This window comes from Hoeflea sp. AS16 (assembly GCF_038900095.1).
GTDB lineage: Bacteria > Pseudomonadota > Alphaproteobacteria > Rhizobiales > Rhizobiaceae > Hoeflea.
Genome location: NZ_JBBMQQ010000002.1, coordinates 469334 through 493268, shown reverse-complemented (window position 1 = coordinate 493268; position 23935 = coordinate 469334). Strand labels below are relative to the sequence as shown.

The 23935-nt window shown below is 60.7% G+C and carries 31 protein-coding genes; 16 read left to right on the top strand and 15 right to left on the bottom strand.

The features are described 5' to 3' along the window. Positions 1–139: 139 nt before the first annotated feature. The 9 genes from WNY80_RS07730 to gdhA all read right to left on the bottom strand — a co-directional run bounded on the left by WNY80_RS07730 (position 140) and on the right by gdhA (position 10728). Positions 140–1102 (bottom strand): glucokinase, encoded by a 963-nt coding sequence (locus WNY80_RS07730; protein WP_342886765.1) that lies wholly within the window; start codon positions 1100–1102, stop codon positions 140–142. Further along, the gene (locus WNY80_RS07725) at positions 1099–2136 is read right to left on the bottom strand and encodes an SIS domain-containing protein (protein ID WP_342886764.1); all 1038 of its coding nucleotides are present in this window, start codon (positions 2134–2136) and stop codon (positions 1099–1101) included. The genes WNY80_RS07730 and WNY80_RS07725 overlap by 4 nt, the downstream gene beginning before the upstream one ends. 32 nt (positions 2137–2168) lie before the next feature. Next, the gene (locus WNY80_RS07720; protein ID WP_342886763.1) at positions 2169–3422 is read right to left on the bottom strand and encodes a Gfo/Idh/MocA family oxidoreductase; all 1254 of its coding nucleotides are present in this window, start codon (positions 3420–3422) and stop codon (positions 2169–2171) included. Positions 3423–3442: 20 nt separating this feature from the next. Next, positions 3443–4468, bottom strand: a complete 1026-nt coding sequence (locus tag WNY80_RS07715; protein WP_342886762.1) for a LacI family DNA-binding transcriptional regulator — start codon at positions 4466–4468, stop codon at positions 3443–3445. After that, positions 4465–5433 carry an ABC transporter permease gene (locus WNY80_RS07710; RefSeq protein ID WP_342886761.1) on the bottom strand — a complete coding sequence of 323 codons (969 nt, stop codon included), beginning with the start codon at positions 5431–5433 and terminating at the stop codon, positions 4465–4467. The genes WNY80_RS07715 and WNY80_RS07710 overlap by 4 nt, the downstream gene beginning before the upstream one ends. After that, entirely contained in the window at positions 5430–6407 is a 978-nt protein-coding gene (locus WNY80_RS07705) for an ABC transporter permease (RefSeq protein ID WP_342886943.1), read from the bottom strand. The genes WNY80_RS07710 and WNY80_RS07705 overlap by 4 nt, the downstream gene beginning before the upstream one ends. Further along, on the bottom strand, positions 6407–7915 hold the full coding sequence (locus WNY80_RS07700) for a sugar ABC transporter ATP-binding protein (protein WP_342886760.1): 1509 nt from the start codon (positions 7913–7915) through the stop codon (positions 6407–6409). The genes WNY80_RS07705 and WNY80_RS07700 overlap by 1 nt, the downstream gene beginning before the upstream one ends. Before the next feature lie 68 nt (positions 7916–7983). Further along, positions 7984–9003, bottom strand: coding sequence for a substrate-binding domain-containing protein (locus tag WNY80_RS07695; protein WP_342886759.1), 1020 nt, complete (start codon positions 9001–9003; stop codon positions 7984–7986). Between the two features lie 351 nt (positions 9004–9354). Beyond that, positions 9355–10728 (bottom strand): NADP-specific glutamate dehydrogenase, encoded by a 1374-nt coding sequence (gene gdhA, locus WNY80_RS07690; protein WP_342886758.1) that lies wholly within the window; start codon positions 10726–10728, stop codon positions 9355–9357. 425 nt (positions 10729–11153) lie between these two features. On the opposite strand from gdhA, the gene WNY80_RS07685 reads away from it, so the two are divergent. Further along, a complete protein-coding gene (locus tag WNY80_RS07685) occupies positions 11154–11360 on the top strand; it encodes a hypothetical protein (RefSeq protein ID WP_342886757.1) in 207 nt (68 codons plus the stop codon). A 44-nt stretch (positions 11361–11404) separates the two neighbouring features. Here WNY80_RS07685 and WNY80_RS07680 read toward each other — a convergent pair whose 3' ends face one another. Further along, positions 11405–12250: a LysR family transcriptional regulator gene (locus tag WNY80_RS07680; RefSeq protein ID WP_342886756.1), complete on the bottom strand. Its 846-nt coding sequence runs from the start codon at positions 12248–12250 to the stop codon at positions 11405–11407. Between the two features lie 134 nt (positions 12251–12384). Between WNY80_RS07680 and WNY80_RS07675 the strand changes: the two genes are divergently transcribed. Continuing rightward, the gene (locus WNY80_RS07675) at positions 12385–13047 is read left to right on the top strand and encodes a 5-formyltetrahydrofolate cyclo-ligase (protein ID WP_342886755.1); all 663 of its coding nucleotides are present in this window, start codon (positions 12385–12387) and stop codon (positions 13045–13047) included. A gap of 20 nt (positions 13048–13067) precedes the next feature. Here the strand turns inward: WNY80_RS07675 and WNY80_RS07670 are convergent, their stop codons facing one another. The 5 genes from WNY80_RS07670 to WNY80_RS07650 all read right to left on the bottom strand — a co-directional run bounded on the left by WNY80_RS07670 (position 13068) and on the right by WNY80_RS07650 (position 14903). Continuing rightward, positions 13068–13538, bottom strand: a complete 471-nt coding sequence (locus tag WNY80_RS07670; RefSeq protein WP_342886754.1) for an Rrf2 family transcriptional regulator — start codon at positions 13536–13538, stop codon at positions 13068–13070. Positions 13539–13653: 115 nt separating this feature from the next. Then, positions 13654–13803 (bottom strand): hypothetical protein, encoded by a 150-nt coding sequence (locus tag WNY80_RS07665; RefSeq protein ID WP_342886753.1) that lies wholly within the window; start codon positions 13801–13803, stop codon positions 13654–13656. 49 nt (positions 13804–13852) lie between these two features. Next, on the bottom strand, positions 13853–14092 hold the full coding sequence (locus tag WNY80_RS07660; protein ID WP_342886752.1) for a hypothetical protein: 240 nt from the start codon (positions 14090–14092) through the stop codon (positions 13853–13855). After that, the gene (locus tag WNY80_RS07655) at positions 14089–14250 is read right to left on the bottom strand and encodes a hypothetical protein (RefSeq protein WP_342886751.1); all 162 of its coding nucleotides are present in this window, start codon (positions 14248–14250) and stop codon (positions 14089–14091) included. Before WNY80_RS07655 ends, WNY80_RS07660 begins: the two co-directional genes overlap by 4 nt. 56 nt (positions 14251–14306) lie before the next feature. Then, positions 14307–14903, bottom strand: coding sequence for a hypothetical protein (locus tag WNY80_RS07650; protein WP_342886750.1), 597 nt, complete (start codon positions 14901–14903; stop codon positions 14307–14309). Between the two features lie 214 nt (positions 14904–15117). Here WNY80_RS07650 and WNY80_RS07645 point away from each other — a divergent pair, with 214 nt between their 5' ends. From WNY80_RS07645 to ccoS, 14 genes are all read left to right on the top strand, one after another. Then, positions 15118–15363: a DUF2249 domain-containing protein gene (locus tag WNY80_RS07645; RefSeq protein WP_342886749.1), complete on the top strand. Its 246-nt coding sequence runs from the start codon at positions 15118–15120 to the stop codon at positions 15361–15363. Between the two features lie 50 nt (positions 15364–15413). Beyond that, positions 15414–16772 carry a hypothetical protein gene (locus tag WNY80_RS07640; RefSeq protein WP_342886748.1) on the top strand — a complete coding sequence of 453 codons (1359 nt, stop codon included), beginning with the start codon at positions 15414–15416 and terminating at the stop codon, positions 16770–16772. A 19-nt stretch (positions 16773–16791) separates the two neighbouring features. After that, on the top strand, positions 16792–17325 hold the full coding sequence (locus WNY80_RS07635; protein WP_342886747.1) for a DUF2249 domain-containing protein: 534 nt from the start codon (positions 16792–16794) through the stop codon (positions 17323–17325). A gap of 37 nt (positions 17326–17362) precedes the next feature. Continuing rightward, the gene (locus tag WNY80_RS07630) at positions 17363–17983 is read left to right on the top strand and encodes a NifU N-terminal domain-containing protein (RefSeq protein WP_342886746.1); all 621 of its coding nucleotides are present in this window, start codon (positions 17363–17365) and stop codon (positions 17981–17983) included. Next, entirely contained in the window at positions 17983–18255 is a 273-nt protein-coding gene (locus WNY80_RS07625; RefSeq protein WP_342886745.1) for a hypothetical protein, read from the top strand. The genes WNY80_RS07630 and WNY80_RS07625 overlap by 1 nt, the downstream gene beginning before the upstream one ends. A 1-nt stretch (position 18256) precedes the next feature. Then, positions 18257–18544: a DUF6522 family protein gene (locus tag WNY80_RS07620; RefSeq protein ID WP_342886744.1), complete on the top strand. Its 288-nt coding sequence runs from the start codon at positions 18257–18259 to the stop codon at positions 18542–18544. 47 nt (positions 18545–18591) lie between these two features. Further along, entirely contained in the window at positions 18592–19074 is a 483-nt protein-coding gene (locus WNY80_RS07615; RefSeq protein WP_342886743.1) for a DUF4149 domain-containing protein, read from the top strand. Positions 19075–19375: 301 nt separating this feature from the next. Then, positions 19376–20998: a cytochrome-c oxidase, cbb3-type subunit I gene (gene ccoN, locus WNY80_RS07610; protein WP_342886942.1), complete on the top strand. Its 1623-nt coding sequence runs from the start codon at positions 19376–19378 to the stop codon at positions 20996–20998. A gap of 4 nt (positions 20999–21002) precedes the next feature. Continuing rightward, positions 21003–21737 (top strand): cytochrome-c oxidase, cbb3-type subunit II, encoded by a 735-nt coding sequence (gene ccoO / locus WNY80_RS07605; protein WP_342886742.1) that lies wholly within the window; start codon positions 21003–21005, stop codon positions 21735–21737. Continuing rightward, positions 21737–21910 (top strand): cbb3-type cytochrome c oxidase subunit 3, encoded by a 174-nt coding sequence (locus WNY80_RS07600; protein WP_342886741.1) that lies wholly within the window; start codon positions 21737–21739, stop codon positions 21908–21910. Before ccoO ends, WNY80_RS07600 begins: the two co-directional genes overlap by 1 nt. Next, the gene (gene ccoP, locus WNY80_RS07595; protein ID WP_342886740.1) at positions 21898–22764 is read left to right on the top strand and encodes a cytochrome-c oxidase, cbb3-type subunit III; all 867 of its coding nucleotides are present in this window, start codon (positions 21898–21900) and stop codon (positions 22762–22764) included. Before WNY80_RS07600 ends, ccoP begins: the two co-directional genes overlap by 13 nt. Beyond that, positions 22761–22919 (top strand): hypothetical protein, encoded by a 159-nt coding sequence (locus WNY80_RS07590; RefSeq protein WP_342886739.1) that lies wholly within the window; start codon positions 22761–22763, stop codon positions 22917–22919. Before ccoP ends, WNY80_RS07590 begins: the two co-directional genes overlap by 4 nt. 11 nt (positions 22920–22930) lie before the next feature. Next, complete coding sequence (locus tag WNY80_RS07585) at positions 22931–23734, top strand: DUF2189 domain-containing protein (RefSeq protein ID WP_342886738.1); 804 nt, start codon at positions 22931–22933, stop codon at positions 23732–23734. Next, the gene (gene ccoS / locus WNY80_RS07580; protein ID WP_342886737.1) at positions 23731–23901 is read left to right on the top strand and encodes a cbb3-type cytochrome oxidase assembly protein CcoS; all 171 of its coding nucleotides are present in this window, start codon (positions 23731–23733) and stop codon (positions 23899–23901) included. Before WNY80_RS07585 ends, ccoS begins: the two co-directional genes overlap by 4 nt. Positions 23902–23935 lie beyond the last annotated feature (34 nt).

Genomic DNA, 23935 nt, shown 5'->3' with positions numbered 1-23935 from the left:
CAATTCGCAAGCTTCCGGGAACAATTCGGCAAACGCCGGCGACTGCGCAATCGGGTCACCTGACCATTCGGTCCGGCAGGCCGGAAAACAGATTGCCGGTGATGCAAGGCATGAGCTGTTGCCAAGCCGCGCTCCACGCTCAGTGGGTTACGTTTCCGGTCGTTTTTTGCCATTCCAGGCAACCGCGCAATGCGGTGTTGTCATCGAGGACAAGCTTCACCGGGACAGCAGCCATTGTCTCGGCCATGCGGCCCTTGGCCTTGAATGCGCTCAAGAACCGGCTTTCCGGACCGGACATGAACGCGTCCAATCCACGGGCAACACCGCCGGTGACATAGACGCCGCCGGTTGCCAGGAAGACCAGCGCCAGATCCCCTGCCGCGCGGCCCAGAATGCGGACAAACTCATGACAGGCGCGCACGGCAAGGATGTCGCCTTGTTCAAGCGCGGCAGGAATAATCTGATGGCTGGTTGCGTGAATTGGCGTCTGGTTCTCAAGCCTGCACACTGTTTGATAGATCGCGCCCAGCCCAGACCCGGAGAGAACGCGATCAAACGAGCAGCGGCCGTATTCTTGTGTAAACCAGCGCTGCAGGGCGCGATCAAAATCCGTTTCGGCGACAAAGGTGGAATGCCCGGCCTCGCAGCAAACCACGGATCCGTTCGACAGGCGCGCCGCGCAATTGAACCCGGTCCCCGCTCCCAGAATGAGTTTGGTGCCGTTGCCGGTGGCGCTGTTGCCTTCATTGAGGCTGCGCAGTTCCAACGATTGCGGCGAGGACAACGCATGGCCCAGCGCCTCGAAATCGTTGATCAGGAAGACGTCCGGCACCCCGGTTGCCCGGCTGATTTCATCGCGGTCGATGGTCCAGTCCAGGTTTGTCAGCGCGACGACATCACCCGTCACTGGCGCGGCCAGCGCGATAACCATTCTTTCGGCAGGCGCTATGCCGGAGCGTTCATGGTAGTGCCTCATCAATGCCGTGAAGGAGGCATGATCGCTGTTCTCGAAACGGGCCACGGACGCAGCATCCAGATGACCATCGACATACTGGCCTATGCGGCAGTGGGTCCCGCCCAGATCACAGACGCGCACAATCATCGCGTGACCGTGACTTTGTTGAGATGTTGCGGCGCATCCGGGTTCAGCCCCAGACTGACCGACAGCTCTTCGACGAACAGGTAGAAGCTCAGTATCTGGGCAACCGGATCGAGCAGGCAGTGCCCGGTTTTCACACTTGGCAACACCTGCCCACCGGTGTTCCTGCTATCGACCGTGAACACGATCGAGCCCGTTTCGCGCAGCCGCGCTACTGCATTCTCGGTGCCCGCCCGGCCTTCATCGTCGCTGAGGAATGCCAGCGCGGTCATGGTTTTCCCCGACAGCGCCAATGGCCCATGAATCAATTCGGCAGCACTGAACGCCTCCGCCGGCTTCAGGCAGGTTTCCTTCAGCTTGAGAGCGGCTTCGTCGGCAATACCCAGCCCCGGACCGCGCGCTGTCACGAAAACATTGCCGGGAGCCTGGAATGTCTCAAGTGCCGCAGTCCACTTGCATTCCAATGCCTTTCCAAGATCATCCGGCAGACGGCGCAAGGCCTCCACCATCGACTGATCTCCCGACCATCCGGCGACAACCGCAGCCAGGGCCACCAGGGATGCGATGTAGGTTTTTGTCGCCGCAACCGCCAGTTCAGGGCCGGCCGACATGTCGAGCACGGTGTCCGTAGCCTTGGCCAGAGGGGAGTTTTTATCGTTGGTCAGCGAAATGCCAACTGCGCCAGACTGCCTTGCAGCTTCCATGAAAAGCCGCAGGTCATCACTGCCACCGGACTGGGAAATCGCCATGACCGGCGTTTTCTCCAGCTTCCACCTGGTCCCGTAGACCGATGATACCGACGGCCCGACCGATGCGACCGGGACACCCAGCCGCATCTCCACAAGGTACTTGAAGTAAGTCGCGGCATGATCGGAGCTGCCGCGCGCGCTTGTAACCACCAGATTTGGGTCAAGTGTGGCCAACCGCTCGCCAAGCGCCAGATAGGCCGCCAGCGATGTATCGATCTGCCCCGCCACGACGGAGGGAACAGACAGAATCTCCGCCTTCATCCGGGTCATTCCAGATATCATGTTCATCAACAATGTGCCTGTCGGTTTAGGGGCTGCCTTCAGTCTTGCGGGCTTGCGGCCCGTGCAACCAGCGGCACGTAGTCGTCGAGATCAGCGGTCGGAAAGTTCACATTTTGGCCGATTTCGGCCGAACGGTAGAGACCCATCAGGATCTCGACGACAGCCAGCCCATCATGGAACGTTTCGGCCGGCGTTTGACCCTTGCGGAAGCATTCGGTCATGTGCCGGTTTTCATCGGTATAGCCATAGATGCCTGCCTCATCTTCCAGCACCGGCATCAGCCCCTGCTCGGCATTTTGCTTCTCGACCAGGTCTTCACCTTCCGCGCCGGTGACCTCGCGGGACATGAACACCTTCAAACCGGTGGAGAGTGAATTGAACTCCATGGAGTATTCAGGGCCAAGCAGTTCCAGCTGGATACGCAACCCGGCGCCGACATAGGCCCAGGACGTGGTGGCCTCGATCACCAGTTCGTTGCCCTGCTCGTCTTCAAGCAGGATCGTGCCACGGGCAAAATCCTCGGATGGCCGGTTCCGGTAGTCGACGCCCTTGCCGTACCGCTCTGCCAGTTGGGTCGCATATTTGGGGCGTGTCCACTTGAGGTTGGCCACGGTCCCGTTGACAGATTTGACGCGCAGGGATTTGCGCTCCGCACCAGGCTCGGTCAACAGGTGACGTGCAACTTCGACACTGTGGCACATCATGTCCGAGAGCACTCCGCCGCCCTGCTTGTCGCCCTGCCAGAACCATGGCGCGTGCGGGCCGGAATGTTCTTCGGCGGCGCGGGCGAGGTAAGGCCGCCCAGTCGTCGAGGCCGCACGGCGCCAGATGATTTCCTTGCCCCGCAGAACCGGCGTGCAAAAGACCTGGTTTTCAAGATAGCCGTGGTTCAGCCCGGCGGTTTCAGCCAGTTGCAGCATTTCCCGTGCCTCGCCAATGGTGCGTGCCAGCGGCTTCTCGCAGGCAACAGCAAACACCTTGGAACGCTTGGCGGTCACCTCGGCATGGATGGTGCGCATGATGTCGAGACGTGTGTGGTTGGGCGAAAGGATCCAGACCGCGTCAATCGTGTCATCCTGCAGCATGGCCTCGAGCGTCGCAAATGGCTTGCACGGTCCGAGTTCGAGATCGGTCGCAAGCTTTGAAAACCGGGCACGGTTTTCCTCGCTGCGGCTGTAGACGCCGGCAACTGAAATGTTTCGCACTCCCAGCATGGAACGCAGATGGAACTCGGCGATAAACCCGGTACCAATAATGCCGATATTGAGAGTCTTTTTGGCTGGATTGCTCACGGTCAGGCCTCTTTCTTCAGTCAATTGTGGTCAGGATTGGGAACTGCGGTCGATTCACGAACGATAAGTTCGGTCGGCAGGATAGTCGGGTCGCCGGGTGCGGCCTTGCCATTCATGACATCCAGCAAGACCGACATGGCGCGTTCGCCGATATCCAGCCGCGGCTGGCTGATGGTTGTCAGGGATGGCAGGAAGGCTTCACTGAAAGCGATGTTGTCGAAGCCAATGACGGACAAGTCCTGCGGGGTCTTAAGCCCACGCTGATGGGCGTGGCGAATAGCCCCGAAGGCAATTTCATCACTTGCAGCGAAAATCGCTGTTGGCGGATGTTTGCAATCCAGCAGGGCGCGGGCGCACCGCTCACCGCTCTGCATGTTGAATTCGCCGTGGCATTCGTATTCATCGGGAATTTCAAGCCCGGCCTGCTGCATGGCAAGGCGATACCCCGCCCGCCTGCGAACGCTCATGCCTTCAGGAATCGGACCCGCAATATGGGCAATACGGGTATGGCCCAGCGCAAGCAGGTGATTGACGGCGGCCTGTGCAGACGCCTCGTTGTCGATCAGGATCTGCGGCCCGCTGAAATCCTCGATCATTTCCAGCGCCACGACAACATTCTCGCACGCGTCGCGGCGGCGCTGAACAGCCTCCGGGACGACACCCGTCATCAGGATCATGCCGTCCGCAAGACCATCTCTGAGCATCTCGAAATACTCAGCTTCGCGCTCGATATCGCCCTCGGTGTTTGCCATCAGCACCGAATAGCCGGCTTGCCGCGCAACACGCTCGACGCCCTTGAAGACCTCGAGATAAAACGAGTTGCTGATGTCACGGACAACAATCAGCACCGCCATGGTTTTCTGGGCTCGAAAGTTGCGCGCCCTGACATTCGGACGATAGCCGCACGCATCGGCGACGGCCCGGATGCGGTCGACCGTCGCTTCTGCAATCAGGTCGGACCCGCTTAACGCACGCGACGCGGTCGCGGTCGAAACACCGGCCCGCTGCGCAATATCCTTGAGACTTGGACGCGTTGGCTTGTTCATCCTCTCAGAGCCTTGCCACGGCCGTAAAACAGCATCAGGACAAGCAGCGTCGCGCCAAATGCGAACTGGCGACCTGCCTCCTCGATGTTCAACGTGGTCAATATGCTCTGCAGCAGCACAAGCAATGTCGCACCGGCCATGGTGCCGGTATATCCGCCTTTTCCGCCCGACAGCGAGGTGCCGCCCAGCACGACCGCGATGATGGACGACAACATGTATTGCGCACCCACATTGGAAAACGACGAGCCGGAATAGCCCAGGATGCAAAAGCCCGCCACGGCGGCAAACATGCCCGAGAACATGAACAGGCAGACGCGGATGAGATCAGCCGGGACACCTGCCATCCGGGCGGCATTCTCGTTCGAGCCAATCGCATAGACCCGATAGCCAAACAGCGTCCGCTTCAGCATGGCTGCCATCAGCACGCCGATTGCACCCCACAGCCAGATCATCCCCGGAACACCGAACATCAGCGGCTGGGTGACAAAGTGCGCCAGTCCCGGAGCAGCAAGCCCGGAGGGAATGCCATTGCGAACCACCACAAGAAGTCCCTGCAAAACACCCAGCATGCCCAGGGTCATGATCAGCGGAGGAATGCGAAGAAGAGTGACCCCGAGACCGTTGAGCAGGCCGAAAAACGCCCCGGTTGCCAGGCAGGCGATGATGGCCGGAATGATCCCGGCATCGCTGCCCTGCATCATGTTGCCTGCAACCACAGCACTCAGCGACACGACCCCGCCCACGGAGAGATCAATTCCCTCTCGCCCGCCAAGTATGACCAGGTTCTGCCCGGCCGCGACCACACCAAGAATGGACGCGACGATCAGCAGCCGCATGATCTGGGATAGCGATGCAAACCCGGGTGACAACAGCTCGCCCAGCACCAGCAAGGCCACGATCAGACCGAGTGCTACGACCAGCGGGGTTTTGGCAATTTCGGCCACGACATTGGTCGAGATTTTCATTTGCTGATCCTCCGCGTAACCAGCACGCCCGCCATGAGCGCCAGCAGCACGGCAATGCCTTGGGCAAAATTCTGCCATTCAGACGACACGCCGACAAAGAATACGAACGAATTGATCAGGCCGATGATCAGGGCGCCGATGGCCGATCCCAGCATCGATCCGGACCCGCCGGACAGCGCTGTCCCGCCAAGCACCACCGCGGCAACACTGTAGAGCGTCATGGCATTGCCGACGACCGGATCGCCACTCGCAGTGTCGCCGATGATACAGAGCGCCGCCACTGCCGAGAACAGGCCGCAGATCGCAAAGGCCATGATCCTGATGCGCGTTACCGGCAGCCCGGATTGGTAGGCGGCAAGGCGGTTGTCTCCCACCGCCATCAATTGAATGATGAACCGGGTTCTGACCGCAAGCCAGATCAGCAGGCCCAGGAGGGCAACGACGTAGAACACGAACGGGATGTCAAGAATCCTGCCGCCATATGTCCGCCAGAACGATTGCGGCACGGGCATGCCGGCGACCGGCAACACCCACAAGGCAATTCCGGTAAACAGGATCCCGGTCGCAAAGGTGGCGACGATGGGCTGCAGCCGAAGCGCGACAACCACGATCCCGTTGAAGATACCGCACAGGACGCCGACCAGAATGCCGGCGAAGCAGGCAAACAGCACCGCGGCGGGCCCGCCGCCCAGCTGGTCGATCATGACGACGACACTGACATTGACCAGCGACAGGATGGCACCGACCGACAGGTCAATGTCCGACGAGAACACCACGAAAGACTGCGCTACTGCGAGGAACATCAAAGCCAGGTAGGTTTTGGTCAGCCCGGTGATGGCGCGGAACGAAAGGCTGTTCGGCTCGGCCAGGCCATTGAGGATCAGCAACACCGCCAGGATCCCCAGCGCCGGGATGAATGGAAAACGTTCGAAAATCGATCGCTGCGTGAAACTTGTCTGCATGGGCAAGGTCATCATGCTGCCTCGTAGGCTGCTTGGTAGAGATGGTAGCGTGTCCGCTCGTCGCCGCGCAGCTCACGCACGATGCGTCCGTTGTTGAACACCAGCACCCGGTCTGAATGCTCCAGCAACTCCGCATCCTCGGACGAGTAGAGCAGGATCGCCATGCCCTCGGAAGCCAGCTCCCGCAGCACCCGGAACAGCTCCGTCTTTGATGCGATATCGATTCCCTTGCTGGGGTCATCCAGCAGCATGACTTGCGGCGGCGCCATCAACCAGCGCGAGACGATGACCTTTTGCTGATTGCCGCCCGACAGCGAATTGATGGGATGCGCGAGGCTTTGGTATTTTGTCTGCAGCTTCTCGAGTGCCGCTTTCGCCTTTTCGCCAAGGGTGCGCGGCGAAGTGATGAACAGCCGCTTTCTGAGCGCATAGATGGGCACGGTATTCTCGAGGATCGAGCGGCCCTCGATCACCCCGTCACGGGCACGATCGCCGGACACGTAGGCCAACCCGTCGTGAATAGCTGCACGCGGGGATTTCCCCCGCAGCTTGGCGGTTCCAACCTCGATGTCGCCGGAACGGAATTGGGATACGCCGAATATTGCCCGGAGCACCGCCGATTGCCCCTGGCCATGCAGGCCGCCGAAACCGACGATTTCACCGGCAGCCAGATCGAACGAGACATTGTCCACTCCGGGCGCCACAAGGTTTGCAACCTTGAGCTTTGCCGGCCCGCCTTTTGATTGCACCCGCGCCACGGCTGTGTCTGCCGTTGCAGCAGCGGAGGCTTCCTCCCCCGTCATGGTGCGCAAGATCGCCTCCATGGTGGTGTCCGCCAAGGCTGAGGTGCTGACCGTCTCGCCATCGCGAATGATCGTCACCCGGTCACCGATCTCGAATATCTCGTCCATGCGGTGAGAGATGAAAATGATGCTCTTGCCGTTGGCCTTGAGCTCGCGCAGGACCGCCATGAAGCAATCCACCTGTGCGCGGTCGAGAGCCGATGTCGGCTCATCGAAAATGAGAATGTCGGGATCGGCAGCCAGGGTCTTGATGATTTCAACCAGTTGCCGCTGATCCGCGCGCAAACGCCCCACCGGAACATCCAACCCGAAGCCATCCCCCAGAACACTCTGGAAAGGCGCAATGAACGGCTCTGCCATCGCAGCCATTTCGGCCCGGTTGCGAAACACGCCCCGGCTCTTGCCGAGCCTCGAGAGACAGATGTTCTCGACCACGCTTCGGTGGGCGGCCAGGCTCAGTTCCTGATAGAACACGGCGATGCCAAGATCTCGCGCCGCCTGCGGGCTCGGGATTGTGACGGCGGAGCCATCATATTTGATCAGGCCGCCATCGGGGTTCACGCTGCCGGCGATAATTTTGCTCAGGGTACTCTTGCCGGATCCGTTGGATCCCATCAGCACATGCACTTCGCCGGGCACGAGATCCAGATCACCCCGGCGCAGAGCGACGGTGGCTCCATAGCGCTTGCTCACACCCTCAAGACTAAGTCTCGGCATGACATCCACCCTGATCTGATTGAAGAGAGAGCCGGCCCCGAAAGGGCCGGCAAGATTTTCGATCGATGTTACTTGAACAGCGCTTCGGCCTCATCGATGCTCAGCGAGCTTGTGTAGGAGTAGAAGCCCGGCTTGCCCTCAAGCTCAACCGCCACGTCCTGGACGTTGGACGCATCGATGAACGGAATCGGCAGGTACATTGCATTGTTGTACTGACCGGCAGTTGCAGGTTCCTTCAATTCACGGCCCTGAAGCATCAGCACCGCAACGTTGAGTGCACTGGCCATGACGCCCGGAGGGTTGACGGAAGCGCCCGAGTTCAGACCTTCCTTGACCCACAGATCGATAAAGTCCTTGCGGATCTCGCCGGTCGCGGCAATCGAACCCGCCTGCGGAGAGTCCTGAATGGAACGCCATGCACCGGCAGCCATGCCGTCCTGCACCCAGACACCATCGATATCGGGATAGGTGGCAAGCAGGTTCTGCATTGCCTGCTGGCCCTGGGCCTGATCCCAGTTCGCGTTCACTTCATTGACGATTTCGATGTCGGGATATTCGGAAAACACCTTGCGGTAACCCGCAACCCGCATTTCGTTGGCCGGGTGCCCTGCAACACCGTTGATGGCAACCACCTTGCCCTTGCCGTCGAGCGTCTCGGCCAGCCATTTCGCCCCGGCTTCAGCCCATGCCTGCTGGTCGATACCGACATAAATCGCGTCTGGCGAGGAAACTTCAGCATCGGTTGAAATCACAAGAATGCCGGATTCCTTTGCCTGGGCAAACACCGGATCGAAAGCAGTCGGGCTGTTGGGATTGATGATGACCGCATCGACGCCCTGGTTCATGAAGTTGCGCACATGGGCGATCTGCCCCGGCACATCAACATTGGCACTCTGGACGACGACCTTGACGGTTACACCGCGCTCGGCCCAGGCCGCGGCCGCGGCCTCTGCCTCTTCAATCATCTGCGTCCGCCACTCCGACCCGACCCAGCCGTTGGACAAGCCAATGGTGAACTCTTCGGCACCTGCGGATGCAATGGACATTACGGATGCAGCAAGCGCTGCAATAGCTGTACGTAACTTCATTTTATTCTCCCAAGGATTTGTGCGATCCAAACATTCCACGTTATGCAATCGATTGCAAGAGCTGCTGCAATCGATTGCAAGATTCAATTTGGCGCGATTGCGCGAATTTCCGCAACGCTCCTCATTCCGAGATTGTCGTGCTTTTCAACGAGGGAGACCGGCAGCGAAACGACCCTGATTTCCTTCCGGGTTCGGCGCCGGCAAAAAGACAAACAGCATTCCGGGCACCCCTCGCCTGGGAGTGCCCGGCTGCGCTTGCACCGAAGAGATCAAACTTCGGGTTTGATTGTCATGAACCGAACAGCCCTTGTGACACGGGCCGCTGCTGCCCGCGCCTGACTTGCCGTCCGCCTAGATCACGCCCATTGCCTGCATGGCGTCCGCCACACGCACGAAGCCCGCGACATTCGCCCCGAGAACATAGTCCCCCGGCGCGCCGTATTCCTCGGCTGTCTGGTCGCAGGCTTCGTGAATGCCCCGCATGATCTCGGCCAGCCTGTCTTCCGTCTTCTGGAAGGACCAGCTGTCGCGGCTTGCGTTCTGCTGCATTTCCAGCGCCGACGTGGCCACACCACCGGCATTGGCGGCTTTGCCGGGCGCGAACATCACCCCTTCGGAGCGAAACAGGTGCACCGCTTCAGGCGTACAGGGCATGTTGGCCCCCTCGGCAACCACAAGCACGCCATTCTTGATCAGTACCATTGCATCCGCGCCGGTCAGCTCGTTCTGGGTGGCGCAGGGCAAGGCGATTTTGCATGGCACCTGCCAGATCGAGCCGCCTTTGATGTAGCTGCATCCCTGCCCCTTGAGATCCGCATATTCGGAAATCCGGGCGCGCCGCCCTTCCTTGATCTGTTTGACCAGATCAAGATCGATGCCGTTCTCGTCGACGATGTAACCGCCCGAATCCGAACAGGCGACGACCTTGCCGCCAAACGACAGGATCTTTTCCATCGCATAGATGGCAACGTTGCCCGAGCCGGAAACGACACAGCGCTTGCCTTCGAAATCGGTGCCTTTCTTGTCGAGCATAGATTGCACGAAATAGGCCAGACCAAACCCGGTCGCTTCTTTCCGAGCCCGCGAGCCACCATAGGACAAGCCCTTGCCGGTCAGGACACCGGCTTCAAAACGGTTGTTCAGCCGCTTGTACATGCCGAACATGTAGCCGATCTCGCGCGCACCTACGCCGATATCGCCCGCAGGCACGTCAACATACTCGCCGACATGACGCTGCAATTCGATCATGAACGATTGACAAAACCGCATGATCTCGCGATCCGAACGGCCTTTCGGATCAAAGTCCGAACCGCCCTTGCCGCCGCCGATTGGCATCCCTGTCAGCGCGTTCTTGAACACCTGTTCGAAGCCCAGAAACTTGATGATCCCGACATTCACCGAAGGGTGAAAGCGGATCCCGCCCTTGTAGGGACCAAGGGCTGAATTGAACTGAACGCGAAATCCGCGATTGATCTGCACCTGGTTGGCATCGTCGATCCACGGAACCCGGAAAATGATCTGCCGTTCCGGTTCACAGATCCGCTCGATCAGCGCTTCATCCGAATACTCGGGATGCCGCGCAACGACGCGCCCAAGACTTTCCAGCACTTCGCGAACGGCCTGATGGAACTCCGGCTCACCCGCGTTCCGGTGGAGGACGGTAGCCAGGATAGGCTGCAGCTTTTCATCAATCGCACTCAACTGAATCACACTCCTGCTTGTCATATCGACCTTTTTCTCTGGATCACGATTGGCGCAAACGCAATGCCCCATTCCGGCCCCTCACCAAGAATCAGACCCAGACGCAAATGGCCCGTTTGGTGCCGCAACCACCCCGCCGTTTGCTGCCCCCTGTTTCCCAAGCGGTGTGACGCACAAGTGGCAAGGCCCCGGTCGCGGCCGTTCAGGAGCGTGACAGCAGCGTGACAGTCAGTCCCGGGGCAAACCGCTGACCGGTTGAAATCCAGAGCATTTTCAAAGTCGCCGGCAGCGAGACGGCACAGACCACCGGGCATCAACTCAATCCTCCCTGGCCCGCTCAATGCCAAACGAAATTTATTGCAGTTACGGTGCAAGTATTTCGGTTTGAAATGGTCTCGATCCTCGTCCATCGTAAGGTTCATTCCCAATCACCGAGACCGGAGAGAGCCTTGAGCGTCACCTGGAGCGATCTGGACGACAACGAGCAGACTGCGCTCAAGCGGTTGAATCGCGGTCCCTACCCCGCACTCGAACCATCCATGGCGGAACGCCTGATTGCGCTCGGCCTTGTCGAGCGGAGACCGCGTGGCATCGGGATCAACCGGGCCGGGCGCGAGCTGGTCATCGGCGTGCTACTGAATCAGCGTGAGGGCTGACAGATGACCCAGCCGGTTTGTATCGGGCGTCGCGGCAGATGCGGTCAGCTGACCACGTCTTTCAACCCGCGCAGAGCCTCCTGAATGTCATCTCTCGCCTCGCTTGCTTCGGGATAAACAGCATAGGCGGGATAGGTGAATTCCGGTGCGCCATCGACAATCTCGAGTTCACCCGATGCAATGTGGGGCGCTGCCGCGCCACGGCGGAAATAGCCCATTCCACCAGCCCGCAGAATGTAGTTGAGGCCGAGCGGGCCAAGGCCGACAAACAGCCCGGGCTCGCCGAACGAATTGGAACTTGCATCGTGCTGGGCCGCAAACAACGGTCCCCAATCGACATAGACGTAATCTTCCGCACCAGCCGGTTCGCCGTCTTTGGGTTTGGTCCGCACGAGCACCAGTTGCTCCTCGACCAGCAACTCGACCTTGAAGCCCGGCAAAAGTTTCGGTGCATACAGCACGGCGATATCGAGAACACCCGTCCGGAGCTGCTCCAGCAGCTGGTCAGGCACACCGACATTGGCATGAATGGCGATTTCCGGCTTTCGCTGCTTCATCCAGACCAGCCAGTCCAGCAGCACCGGATCCCAGAGACTGAGCTCGCCCCCCAGTGCGACAACACTTGTGCGGCCCGACGGGATCGCAAGCTGGTGCCGCGCCCGTTCCCATATCTGCACGAATGACTGGGCATAGCGCTCGAACTCGCGGCCGGCCGGTGTCAGCTGTGCGCCATTGCGGTTGCGGACGAACAATTGTCGACCCAGCACATCCTCAAGCGTCCGGATACGGGCGCTGACTGTGGTCTGGGTGACATGCAGCCGCTCTGCCGCCTTGAGAAAGCTGCCTGAATGAACAATCTCGAGAAATGTCCGGGCACGGTCGATGTCCATCACGGCCTCCTTTGAGTGCAATATTATTGCATCAATAGAGCATTTAATTCCGTTTGCCTTCCCGTTTCTTCTGATTGCATTCTGAATTGCAAAATTCCGCCGCCCCTCGTCTTCGGCGGGAACCGGAGCCCGGAATGAGAAACGAAGAAGAACTCCCTCATCGGCCGGTGGATTATGCATCTCCACCAGGTTTCATGCCTGCACTCGTCTCCGGATCCGACGAAGCACCATCGGTGCCGGAATGCCGGGCGAATGTTCTTCGCTGGCGCAAGGCCGAACGCCGCCGGCTTCTCGATGCACGTCTCGCCATCAGCGCCGAAGCGAGGAAGGCCAAGTCGGACCGCATCGCTGCCCGGCTGGATCAGGCCATCGGCAAGGTCAGCGGGCGGACAATCAGTTGTTACTGGCCAATCCGCGGCGAGCCTGATCTGCGCAATTGGGCGGCAAGCATCATTGCACGCGGCGGACAGATCGCGCTGCCCGTGGTCATCAAGAAAGGCTGGCCTCTGGAGTTCCGCATCTGGTCACCCGGAGACCGGCTCGACCGGGGCATATGGAACATAATAGTTCCCGCCGGCGGACCAGCGGTGCAGCCCAATGTGGTGGTTGCACCGGTCATCGGGTTCGATGAGGAAAATTACCGTCTGAGCTACGCTGGCAGCGTTTTCGACAAGACACGGGCAACAATGAAGACGCGGCCGGTTGTCATTGGGGTCGGCTATGCAGAAAGCCGGATTCCGACAATTCATCCCCTGTCGCACAACATCCCCATGGACATCATCGTCACCGACGAATGACACGGGGGCCGGGATTGGCGCTAGTCGGATCGTGTTGATGATGACAGGCCATCACTTTTGGCCGTGGGCGGCACCGACAGCGCGAAATCCTGTTCCGAAAGCATGATGTCGGCCAGCGTGTAGTCGTCGAATGTGGAGATAAAGGCGGCAAGTGCCTTGTTGAGCAGCTTGGGCAGCCGGCACCGGCTTGAGATCAGGCACTCGTTGGTCGGGGTGAAGCACTCCACCAAAGCAAAATCCGTCTCCGTTGCCCGGAGAACCGCACCGAGATTGATCTCTTCAGGACGACGGGCCAGCGTGAACCCGCCGGAGCGCCCCCGCACGGCGCGCAGATAGCCGGCATTGGTCAGCACGTTGACGACTTTCATCAGGTGGGCCTGCGAGATCCTGTAGACCCGGGCGGTTTCCTCGATCGTCACCAGCCTGTCACCAGCGGCTCCCGCGTACATCAGAACGCGCAATGCATAGTCGGAAAAAGTGGTCAGCTTCATGAGATTCCCCGGTATCGATGATCCACTGCATATCGCAGCGGCGGCGCCGCGAACATGGCACGGGCAATATTTACGACCCCATACCCGGATCGATCGGGCTGTGCCAAGGCACCACTCACACGAACATCATGACGATGATTGCGCCGAGCACCACCAGAACAAGCCCGGTGACCAGCATCGGCAACAGCGTGTTGTCCGTATCGATGTCGCGTGTCTCATGGATCAACGGTTTGTTTGGATCTCGCTTTTCCTGCGTGTCTGTCATGACTTGCTTTCCTTCATCAACATCGGTGTTTCGGGTTTGCGTCATCTCATCAAACCGCTGCCGCAGCGCGGTGGGCGGCGAGCGCCATCCAGTCACGCAGCAAACCCTGGTCCTCCTTCGAGAACCGGGCCCGCCGCTTCAGGTCTTCAAACGTGTCGTCCGGATGCAGCCGATTGTATTCATCACGGACCAGCGATTCAAAGATCGCCCATTCCTCATCCGTCCCGGGCCCGATGGGCTGCACAATCCCGTTGGAAGCCATGTAAAGTGCATCTCTCGCGTGTTTCATCGCAATTCTCCTTCCGCTTCGCCTTTGCTTGCGTCCCGCAATCCTTCCAGCATCATCGCCATGACGCCGATATCGCGGCAAAAACCTGTGTTCAGCGCCATGAAAACCGCCTCGGAGGGATCAAGCTGTGGCTGCGCGCTATCGTTGTCGAAATCCACATCAGGCCCGGACTGCGGGCGGCAGACGCCGGTTCCGGCAGCGCACCTGATAAGTCTCACCGGACCTCTCCCGTCTTGGTGGCAATCCGGACCACGCCGGGATTATCCTCTTCATATATTTGAGCGGCCTGGTGGAGTGACAAGACGTGGGCTTGCAGGTGTCCAGCCGGGACAGCCGGCAGAAATCTGGCGAGCAGCGTTTCGAAATACGGCTTGAAGATGCGTCCGGTCACGCCGCGCTCTGCACACAGCAGATCAACGATATTGGCCTCCAGTCGCGACAGGCCGGCAGGTACGGCCGCGATATCCAGAATGATGTGCAAGGCACGTTCAATCTCATCCCAGCGGGCACCGGAAACATGGGTCATCACATTGTTGATGTGGCTGTGCGCCCGGAACGCCGCAACCAGGGCGCTGACAAGAGCAGCGGGGTCCACCACCGCTTGCTGCGGCACAATGTCTCCGCCACCTGGGTTTGCATCCGCATCGAAACTGAAGCCGGTGCCGACGGCCGGATGCAACCCGGCACCACACTCAGTACCGTCGAAGGCTTCAACCGGTCCGGATTGCATCATGCTCATCGTGTGCTCCATCAACTTGTCGGGCCTGTTTTCTCCAAGAGCATCAGTGTTCAGCAGCCGCCCGAAATCCATGGGTCGATATCTAACTCATAAAAGATATATTGACAATGTATCTTTAAATGGGAAAATTGCACACGGTCAAAGCGACAGGAAACCCACCGGCCGAAAAGACCACCGGCGCAACCGGCCCCGGCCCACGCACACAGGCGCAAACGCCTCGTCTCCAAGGGCTCGGAAATGACTTGCTGTGCCGGCGTGATGGATCTTGAACAGAAGGAAACCGGAAATGACCGACACGACCGAAGCCGTAGACTTGCGCAGTCTCGTCCCCGCACAACGTCACGCGAAGATCTTCCAGCTTGTCCACGCTCTCGAGCCGGGCAAGGCGTTCGAGTTGATCAACGATCACGACCCCAAGCCGCTCTACTACCAGCTCGAAGCCGAGTATCCCGGCCAGTTTTCCTGGATCTACCGCGAACAGGGGCCAGAGGCCTGGCGCGTCGAAATCGGCAAGATCGAACAGGCCGCCTGACGGCTGACGCAATGACGCCGGGCCAGCCCGGCGTCATTGTGGAGGAAAACATGATGCCTGGTGTCACCCTGTCCCGCTGGACGATGTCCTATTTCTTTGCCGCCCTCTCAGCGCTGATTGCCGGCGAGGCGCTGATGCTGACCGGTTTCGGTTACCCGGCCGCAGACCTGCGCGCGCCCGAAACGCTGGTACTGGTGCATGTGATCACCATCGGCTGGCTCAGCCTGCTGATGTGCGGCGCGCTTTTCCAGTTTGCGCCGGTGCTGATCGCGCGGCGGCTTTACAGCGACACATTGCCGTTGCCTGCCCTTTTGCTGCTGCTTGCCGGTCTCGGCTTGCTGCTTGCAGGCTTTCTGCAGCTTTCCGGCAGGCTTGCCGATCTGCCATCGCTGTTGCCGGCAGCCGGGATCGTCCTGAGCGCCGGGTTCATGCTGGTGCTGTGGAACCTCGGATGCACCTTGTGGCCGGCGAGGCCGCTGCCGCTGCCCGCACGCTTTGTCGCCACCGGGCTGATCTCGCTTGCGCTGACGGTTGCGTTCGGGGTGATTTTTGCCCTCGTTCTGGGCCAGCAGACAAGTTCAGACCCCATGCTCGCCATCGCGGGGGCGGCGCTTCCCTTGCATGTCGCGGCCGGCATCGGCGGATGGCTGACCTTGACCGCCATCGGCGTGAGTTACCGGCTGCTTGCCATGTTCATGCTCGCCCCGGAACTTGACGGAACACGGCCGAAGCTTGTCCTTGCACTTGCCGGTGCGGCCTTGGCGGTTGTCGTTGCGATCGGGATTGGCGCGATCCTGAGCGGGGCAAGCCTGTTCATTCCGCTTCTCGCCGGCAGCCTTCTCGGGCTGGCTTCGCTTGCCCTCTACGGCGCTGACATCCTGCATCTTTATCGCGCACGCAAGCGCCGCACCATCGAGCTCAACAGCCGCATGGCAATCTATGCGCTGGCTTCACTCGCAGCCGCCATTGCCCTGGCAATCGGGCTGGCCATCCTCGGTCGGCTGGAGGATGGCATTGGCGCTGTGGTGTTTGTTCTCGTCTTCGGGTGGCTCTCGGGCCTCGGGCTCGCCAAGCTCTACAAGATCGTGGCGTTCCTGACATGGCTTGAATGCTACGGTCCCGTGCTGGGCAAGATGGCTGCTCCCAGGGTGCAGGATCTTGTGGTCGAGACCCGTGCGCGAAAATGGTTCAGGCTTTATTTCCTCGCCGTCTGGAGTGGTACGGCCATTCTTCTGACCGGTCAGACCACCGTCTTTCGTATTGCCGCAGCACTGATGCTCGCAGCCACGATCGGGATTGTCAGCGAACTGGTCCGGATTCGTCTTCTCTCGGACGTGGCTTCCCGCTCCGCTGGACCGGCTGCAGTGCCAAGACCGCATCTGCTGCTCTCCCGCCCAACTTCGATCTGAACCCACAGGAGTGAAACCAATGACCACGACATTCGTCGATCTCGACGTCCGCCCGACCCTGAGGGACGGAGGCGAGCCGTTCGAACAGATCATGCAGGCAGTCAGCGCACTCGCCCCTGACCAGGGCTTGCGCCTCCTGGCAACCTTCGAACCGGTGCCGCTGTTTCATGTGCTGGGCTCGAAGGGATTCACCCACGAGGCAACCGAGTTGGCCGATGGCGACTGGGAGGTACGGTTTACGCCCTCGCAAACGGCAACACCGGCCATGCCTGCTCCCCCGGCCGCCAGCAGTGATGCCACCGACTGGCCTGAACCCGATCGGCATCTCGACAACCGGGAACTGGAACCGCCCGAGCCGATGGTGCGGATCCTGGCTGCAATCGAGGCCATGCAGCACGGCCAGGTCCTGTCCGCGCTTCTGTGCCGCGAGCCGATGTTCCTGTTTCCCGAACTTGAAAAACGCGGCCATCAATGGCGCGGCGGCTTCGAGCCCGACGGAACGACCTACAGGATCCTGGTCCGCGTTGCCCGCAACAGCGAACAGGTGGTTTAGCCGCACCGGCGGTCCTGCCTTCATGGAGTTATGAGCGATGTTCATCCAGACCGAACCGATGCCCGACGCCTCGAAGCTGAAATTCATTCCCGGCAGGGAGGTGTATGTTTCCGGAACCATCGAATTTGCCGATCGCGACGAAGCCGCGGCATCACCGCTGGCCCAGCGCCTGTTCGGCATTCCGGGGGTGGCGGCCATTGCGTTCGGTTACGACTGCATCATCATCACCAAGTCCGCCGGCGATTGGCAGCATCTGAAGCCGGCATTGCTGGGCACGATCATGGAACACTTCATGGCGAATGCCCCGGTGATGCGCCCGGCACGAAAAACGCCGGGCGGGAAAGACGGCGAGACCAGCGCATTTGTCGACCAGATCATGACATCGCTGCGCGAGGTCATCGATCCGGAACTTGGCTACAACATCGTCGATCTCGGCCTCATCTATGATGTGGTGGTTGAAGCCAACGGCGCGACGACCGTTGCCATGACCACGACGACGCCCGGATGCCCGGCGACGAACTATCTCAAGCAGGGCGTTCAGGATCGCGCCGGGGCCGTCGAAGGCGTCAAGAAAGTGCAGGTGGAGCTGACCTACGAGCCACGGTGGGAACCGGACATGATGAGCCCCGAGGCCAAGCAGCACCTGGGAATTTACTGATGAGCAAAACCGGCATTCCACGCAGCGGCCAATCCGCGCCAGCTTCCAGCATGCCGCTCGATCAGGACGGGCTGGTCAGGCTGCTGGTGACAAGCCTTGAGGCTCTGGCGTCCTCCGGGCAGGTCGACGCGGCCTGCCGGCTTGCGGGCCAGGCCTGCGCCGGCTTGCGTCATTCCGACCCACGCGGATGGAGCAGGCTCAACGCGCTGCTTCATCGTCTGGCCCGGCACGCGCCGCCGGTCGGATGCAATGTTTCAACAAAGGCAGGATGACATGACAATCGAAATTGAAGATGGCGGCATTGTCATCGATGCAACGCTTATCGGCCCCCTCCTTAACGTGGCGCCGGAAGACGTTCCGAAACTGATGCGCGACGGCGCAATCACCAGCCTGTGTGAAACCGGGGTTGGAGACGATGCCGGCGCCTACCGTTTGAGCTTCTTCTACCAGGGGCGGCGCGTCCGCTTGCAGGTCAGCGAAGCGGGAGAGGTCCTGCGTCGGTCTAGTGTCGATTATGGCGACATCCCGCTGCCGCAGGCGATGCACCGGCCGGGTGGATGAGACGTGCAAAGACGGCCAGCCCATTATTCCCCAGACAGGAGCCAGACATGAAACGTCACACCATCATGAAGCTGCCGGAAGCGGCTGCCGCCTTTGTCGCGATCCTCTGGCTCGGCATGTTGCTCGGCGTTTCCTTCATTGCCACGCCGGTGAAATTCGAAGCCCCGTCGCTCAGCCTGCCGGTGGCGCTCGAAATCGGCAGGGCGACTTTCTCGCTGTTCTCCAGGATCGAATGGGGGATGGCACTGCTGCTGATCCTGTCGCTTCTCGCCTGCCGACGCAGAACGCTGTCCGGCTTGCTCGCTGCGGGCCTTGTTGCAATCCTCATTGCCGAGACGTTCTGGCTGTTGCCCATTCTCGATGCACGGGTTGAAGCGATCATTTCAGGGGCGCCTGCGCCCGCCGGCTGGCATCATGTTGCCTATATCGGCATCGAAATCATCAAGGCAGCCGCTCTCGTTGCACTGTCCATCCACCTTTTGGGCCGGCTCTCGCCCGCGGCCACCCCGTCGGAAGGTTCAAAGCCATGACCATGAGGCCTGCCCGGGATTTGACCGGGGTCGGGCACGACCACCGGTACAGCGATGCCAGCCGCTCCCCATCCCGGAACGCCATTGCCTGGAGGCTTGCATCAGGGGGCGATCATGATAATAGGTATTTCAAATACCTATTAATTGAGAGGCCCAATTCGACGGACTTTCTCTCCGGCTCAGGCCTCCGCACGCCAATGCGGACACCGATGCGTCCGGATTTGAATTCCACCGGGATCAGGTCAACCAAGACAACCCTTATGCGCGCCGGCCCACATTGCCTGACAAGGAAATTCCAATGATTGCACAATTGTCCCGAACCGAACGTCAGTTGGGTGCAGTCCTTGCGATACTGCTGACGCTGCTGGGTCTGACGATGGCGATCGCGGCAAAACAGGGCCCGATGGCAGTCCACGGGTTCATGGCGGTGGCGCTCGGCGCGGCGCTGTTCATTGCCGTGGCCAGTGTGCTGGAAAAACCGCAGTCCGACCCGGGCAGGCTGCAGCAATATTACGACGACCCGACCAAGGTCGGTATCGCTCTTGCCATGGTCTGGGGGCTGTTTGCCATGGGGATCGGCCTTTGGGTTGCAGCCCTGATGGTCTGGCCGGACGCCACCTTCGGCCACGCCTGGATGAGCTATGGCCGGATCCGCCCGGTGCACACCACCGGCGTGATCTTCGCTTTTGGCGGCAATGCCCTGATTGCCACCTCGTTCCATGTCATGCAGCGCACCAGCCGCACCCGGCTTGCCGATCAGTTGAGCCCCTGGTTCGTGCTGGTCGGCTACAACCTGTTTCTCATCTGGTCGGTCACCGGCTACATGATGGGTGTCACCCAGTCCAAGGAATATGCAGAGCCCGAGTGGTATGCAGACATCTGGCTGGTGGTGGTCTGGGTTGCCTATCTGGTGCTCTATCTGCGCACGCTCGCGCGCCGGGCCGAGCCGCATATCTATGTGGCCAACTGGTATTATCTTGCCTTCATCGTCGTGGTCGCCGTGCTGCACATCGTCAACGGCTTCGCCCTGCCGGTGAGCTTTGCCGGCGCCAAGAGCTACCCGGCATTCTCCGGCGTTCAGGACGCGATGGTGCAATGGTGGTACGGCCACAACGCCGTCGCCTTCTTCATGACCTCGGGCTTCCTGGGGATGCTCTACTACTACCTGCCGGTCAGGGCGCAGCGGCCGATCTATTCCTACCGGCTGTCGATCCTCAGCTTCTGGGGCATCACCTTCTTCTATCTCTGGGTCGGCTCCCACCATCTCCATTACACGGCCCTGCCGCACTGGGTGCAGACGCTGGGCATGACCTTTTCGATCATGCTTCTGGTGCCGAGCTGGGCTTCGGCAGGCAATGCGATTGCCACCCTGAACGGGGCATGGGGACGGGTCCGCGATGACGCAACGCTGCGCTTCATGTTCGTGGCGGCGGTGTTTTACGGGCTGTCGACTTTCGAGGGCTCGTTCATGGCAATCCGTCCGGTCAACGCACTGTCGCATTACACCGACTGGACCATTGGCCATGTGCATTCCGGCGCGCTCGGCTGGCTGGCAATGGTCACCTTCGGCGCCTTCTATTCGACCGTGCCGCTGATCTGGGGCCGCAGCGGAATGTATTCCGCCAAGCTCGTCGAATGGCATTTCTGGCTCGCCCTTGCCGGCCTGCTGACTTACGTCTTTTCGCTGTGGAACGCCGGCATCACCCAGGGTCTGATGTGGCGGACCTACAATGCGGCTGGAACGCTCAACTATTCCTTCATCGAGAGCATCGATGCGATGCACCCCTACTACATCGCCCGCTTCCTTGGCGGCGTGCTGTTCCTCGCCGGGATCTGTGTCGGGGCGGTCAACATCTGGCTGACGGTCCGCGGTGTCCGCGGCGAGGCACCCGATCGTCCACTCGCATTGCAGGGAGCGGAGTGAAGCCATGTCTCTGTTCAAAGCCCACTACAATCTTGAAAAGAAGTCCATCTGGCTGGTTGTCGGCATCATCGCCGCCGCCAGTGTCGGCGGCCTGGTCGAGATCGCACCGCTGTTCACCATCGACCAGACCGTGGAGACCACACCGGACATGCGGGTCTACACCCCGCTCGAGCTGGCGGGACGCAATATCTACATCCGCGAAGGCTGCTATGCCTGCCACAGCCAGATGATCCGCACCCTGCGCGATGAGGTCGAACGCTACGGCCCCTACTCGCTGGCGGCGGAATCGCAATATGACCATCCGATGTTGTGGGGCTCCAAGCGAACCGGCCCGGACATCGCGCGGCTGGGCGGCAAATATTCCGACGAATGGCATGTCGCACACCTCAACAATCCGCGCGACGTGGTGCCCAGCTCGATCATGCCGGCCTATCCGTGGCTGGCCCAAACCGGGCTCGATGTCTCCGAACTGGGCGCACATCTGTCGACACTCCGGACGCTGGGCGTGCCCTATACCGACGCCATGATCGAGAATGCCTCTGCGGATGCGCTGGCACAGGCCAGCCCTGACAGCGATGGCGCCAGCGGCGTTGCCGAGCGCTATGGCGAGGCGACCAACATGCGCCGCTTTTCGTCTCGGAAGACCGTGACAGAGCTGGATGCGCTGATCTCCTACCTGCAGATTCTCGGTCAGATGACCCAGGCCGCTTACACCACCGAGCAGAAGGAGGCTGAGTGATGTCCCCGAGCCATGACCTCATGGTGATGATCGCCAAATCCTTCGGCCTGTTTTACCTGATGGGGTTCTTCATCATCGTCGTGATCCATACCTACCGTCCCTCGAGCAAGGCCCTGGCGGACCATGCCGCACGCTCGGTTCTCGAACAGGAGGATCAGCCATGTCGAAAATAGAACGCGATCCGGTTACCGGCTACACCACCACCGGGCATGACTGGAACGGCATCAAGGAACTCAACTCGCCGATTCCGCGCGCGGTGATCATCTTCATCATAATCACCCACCTTGCGGCCCTGGTCGGATGGATCCTGCTGCCGACTTGGCCGCTCGGACGCACCTTTACCAAGGGTGTGCTCGGGATCGATCAGAAGACGGATCTGGCCGCAGACATCGCCGCGGCCAACACCGCGCGGGCCGACTGGATGGCGCAGATGACCACACTGGATTTTGACGCCATCCGCGCCGATCCGGACCTGATGGCCCGGGCGCTGGAAACCGCAGCCCCGATCTTCGGTCAGAACTGCGAGCCCTGCCACGGCAAGGGCGGAACCGGTGGCCCGGGATTTCCGCGGCTTTCCGACAACACCTGGATCTGGGGCGGGACGGCGGCAGACATCGCCGAGACCATTACCGTCGGCATCAACAGCGACCACCCCGACAGCCGCTTTGCCCAGATGCCCGCCTTCGGCCGTGACGAGATGCTCGACCGCGCCCAGATCGGCATGATGACACGCTATGTCCAGACGCTTTCAAACGGCGTCATCCCCGGCGATCCATCGGAAGCTGCAATGCTGTTTCAGGAAAATTGCGCAGCCTGCCACGGCGAAGACGCCCGTGGTGTCGAAGGCACCGGCGCGCCAAACCTCACCGATGCAGCCTGGATCTACGGTGGCGATGCGGCAAGCATCTGGCAGACGCTGATGAATGGGCGCCAGGGCCACATGCCGACCTGGCAGCATCGCCTGAGCACCGCCGATATCCGCATGCTGGCGCTGTATGTCGAGACCATGCCGGAGAGAGCCCAATGACACTTTCGCCACGCCTCCTTGCCGGACTGGCCGCCGCCGCAGCCATCGCACTGGTGATCGCGGCGAACTGGCAGTTCGTTTCGCTCGCCACCCGCTCTCACCCCGGTTGCGTTCCGGTCAATCCAGCCAAACCTGCCGCTGCCGCAGGCTGTTGAACGAGGTTGCCATGCTTGACCCCCTTCCCGCCGTCCAGCCTCCGATCCGCCCCGACCGCGGCTTTGCCCGGCATCTGCCGGCCACGGCGGCACTGTCCTGGCTTGCGGCCGGATGGGCGGACTTTCGTCACAACCCGCTTCAGAGCCTGATCTACGGCCTGGCCAGTTTTGCCCTCTCGGTGCTGGTGATCTGGGGACTGGTTGTGGCCGACCTGCTGTGGCTGATCTTTCCGGCCCTGTCGGGCTTTCTGGTCATCGGCCCGCTTGTCGCCATTGGACTTTACGAGAAGAGCCGCAAGCTGCAGCGCGGCGAGAAGGTCAGCCTTGCCGACATGCTGCTGGTGCGTCCGCGTTCGGGCGCCCAGCTGGCTTTTGCAGGCCTGATGCTGTGCCTTCTGGTAATGGTGTGGCTCAGGGCGGCAGACCTGCTTTACGCGTTGTTTTTCGGCCTGCTGCCGTTTCCCGGTTTTGATCATATCCTGAACCAGCTTCTGACAACGCCGCGCGGATGGGCGCTGATCCTGACTGGCTCGGCGGTGGGCGGCCTGTTCGCGGCCTTCGCCATGGCGATCAGCCTTTTCTCAATTCCGATGCTGCTCGACCGCCGCACCGATGCGCTGACCGCGCTGGGCACATCGTTCGCGCTGACAACACACAATCTGCGCGTGGTGCTGCCCTGGGGCATGATCGTTGCCCTCGGCTTTGCCATGTGCGCGGTGACGGGACTGCTGAGCATGATCGTCATTTTCCCCCTGCTCGGACACGGAACCTGGCACGCATGGGTGGCGCTGCGCCCCGAGGAGTTGGCCGAATGAATTACCTGTTCCTGATCCCGATCTCGATCAGCCTCGGCGTCGTCGGGCTGGGTGCCTTTCTGTGGAGCCTGCACACGAACCAGTATGAGGACCTCGAAGGCGCTGCCGTCCGCATACTGAACCCGGAAGCCGCTCCGGTTTCGCCCGTGGACAAGTCAAACAGCTAGACCTTCGCCAGAAGATTGTTCCCGCTGGCGTGGG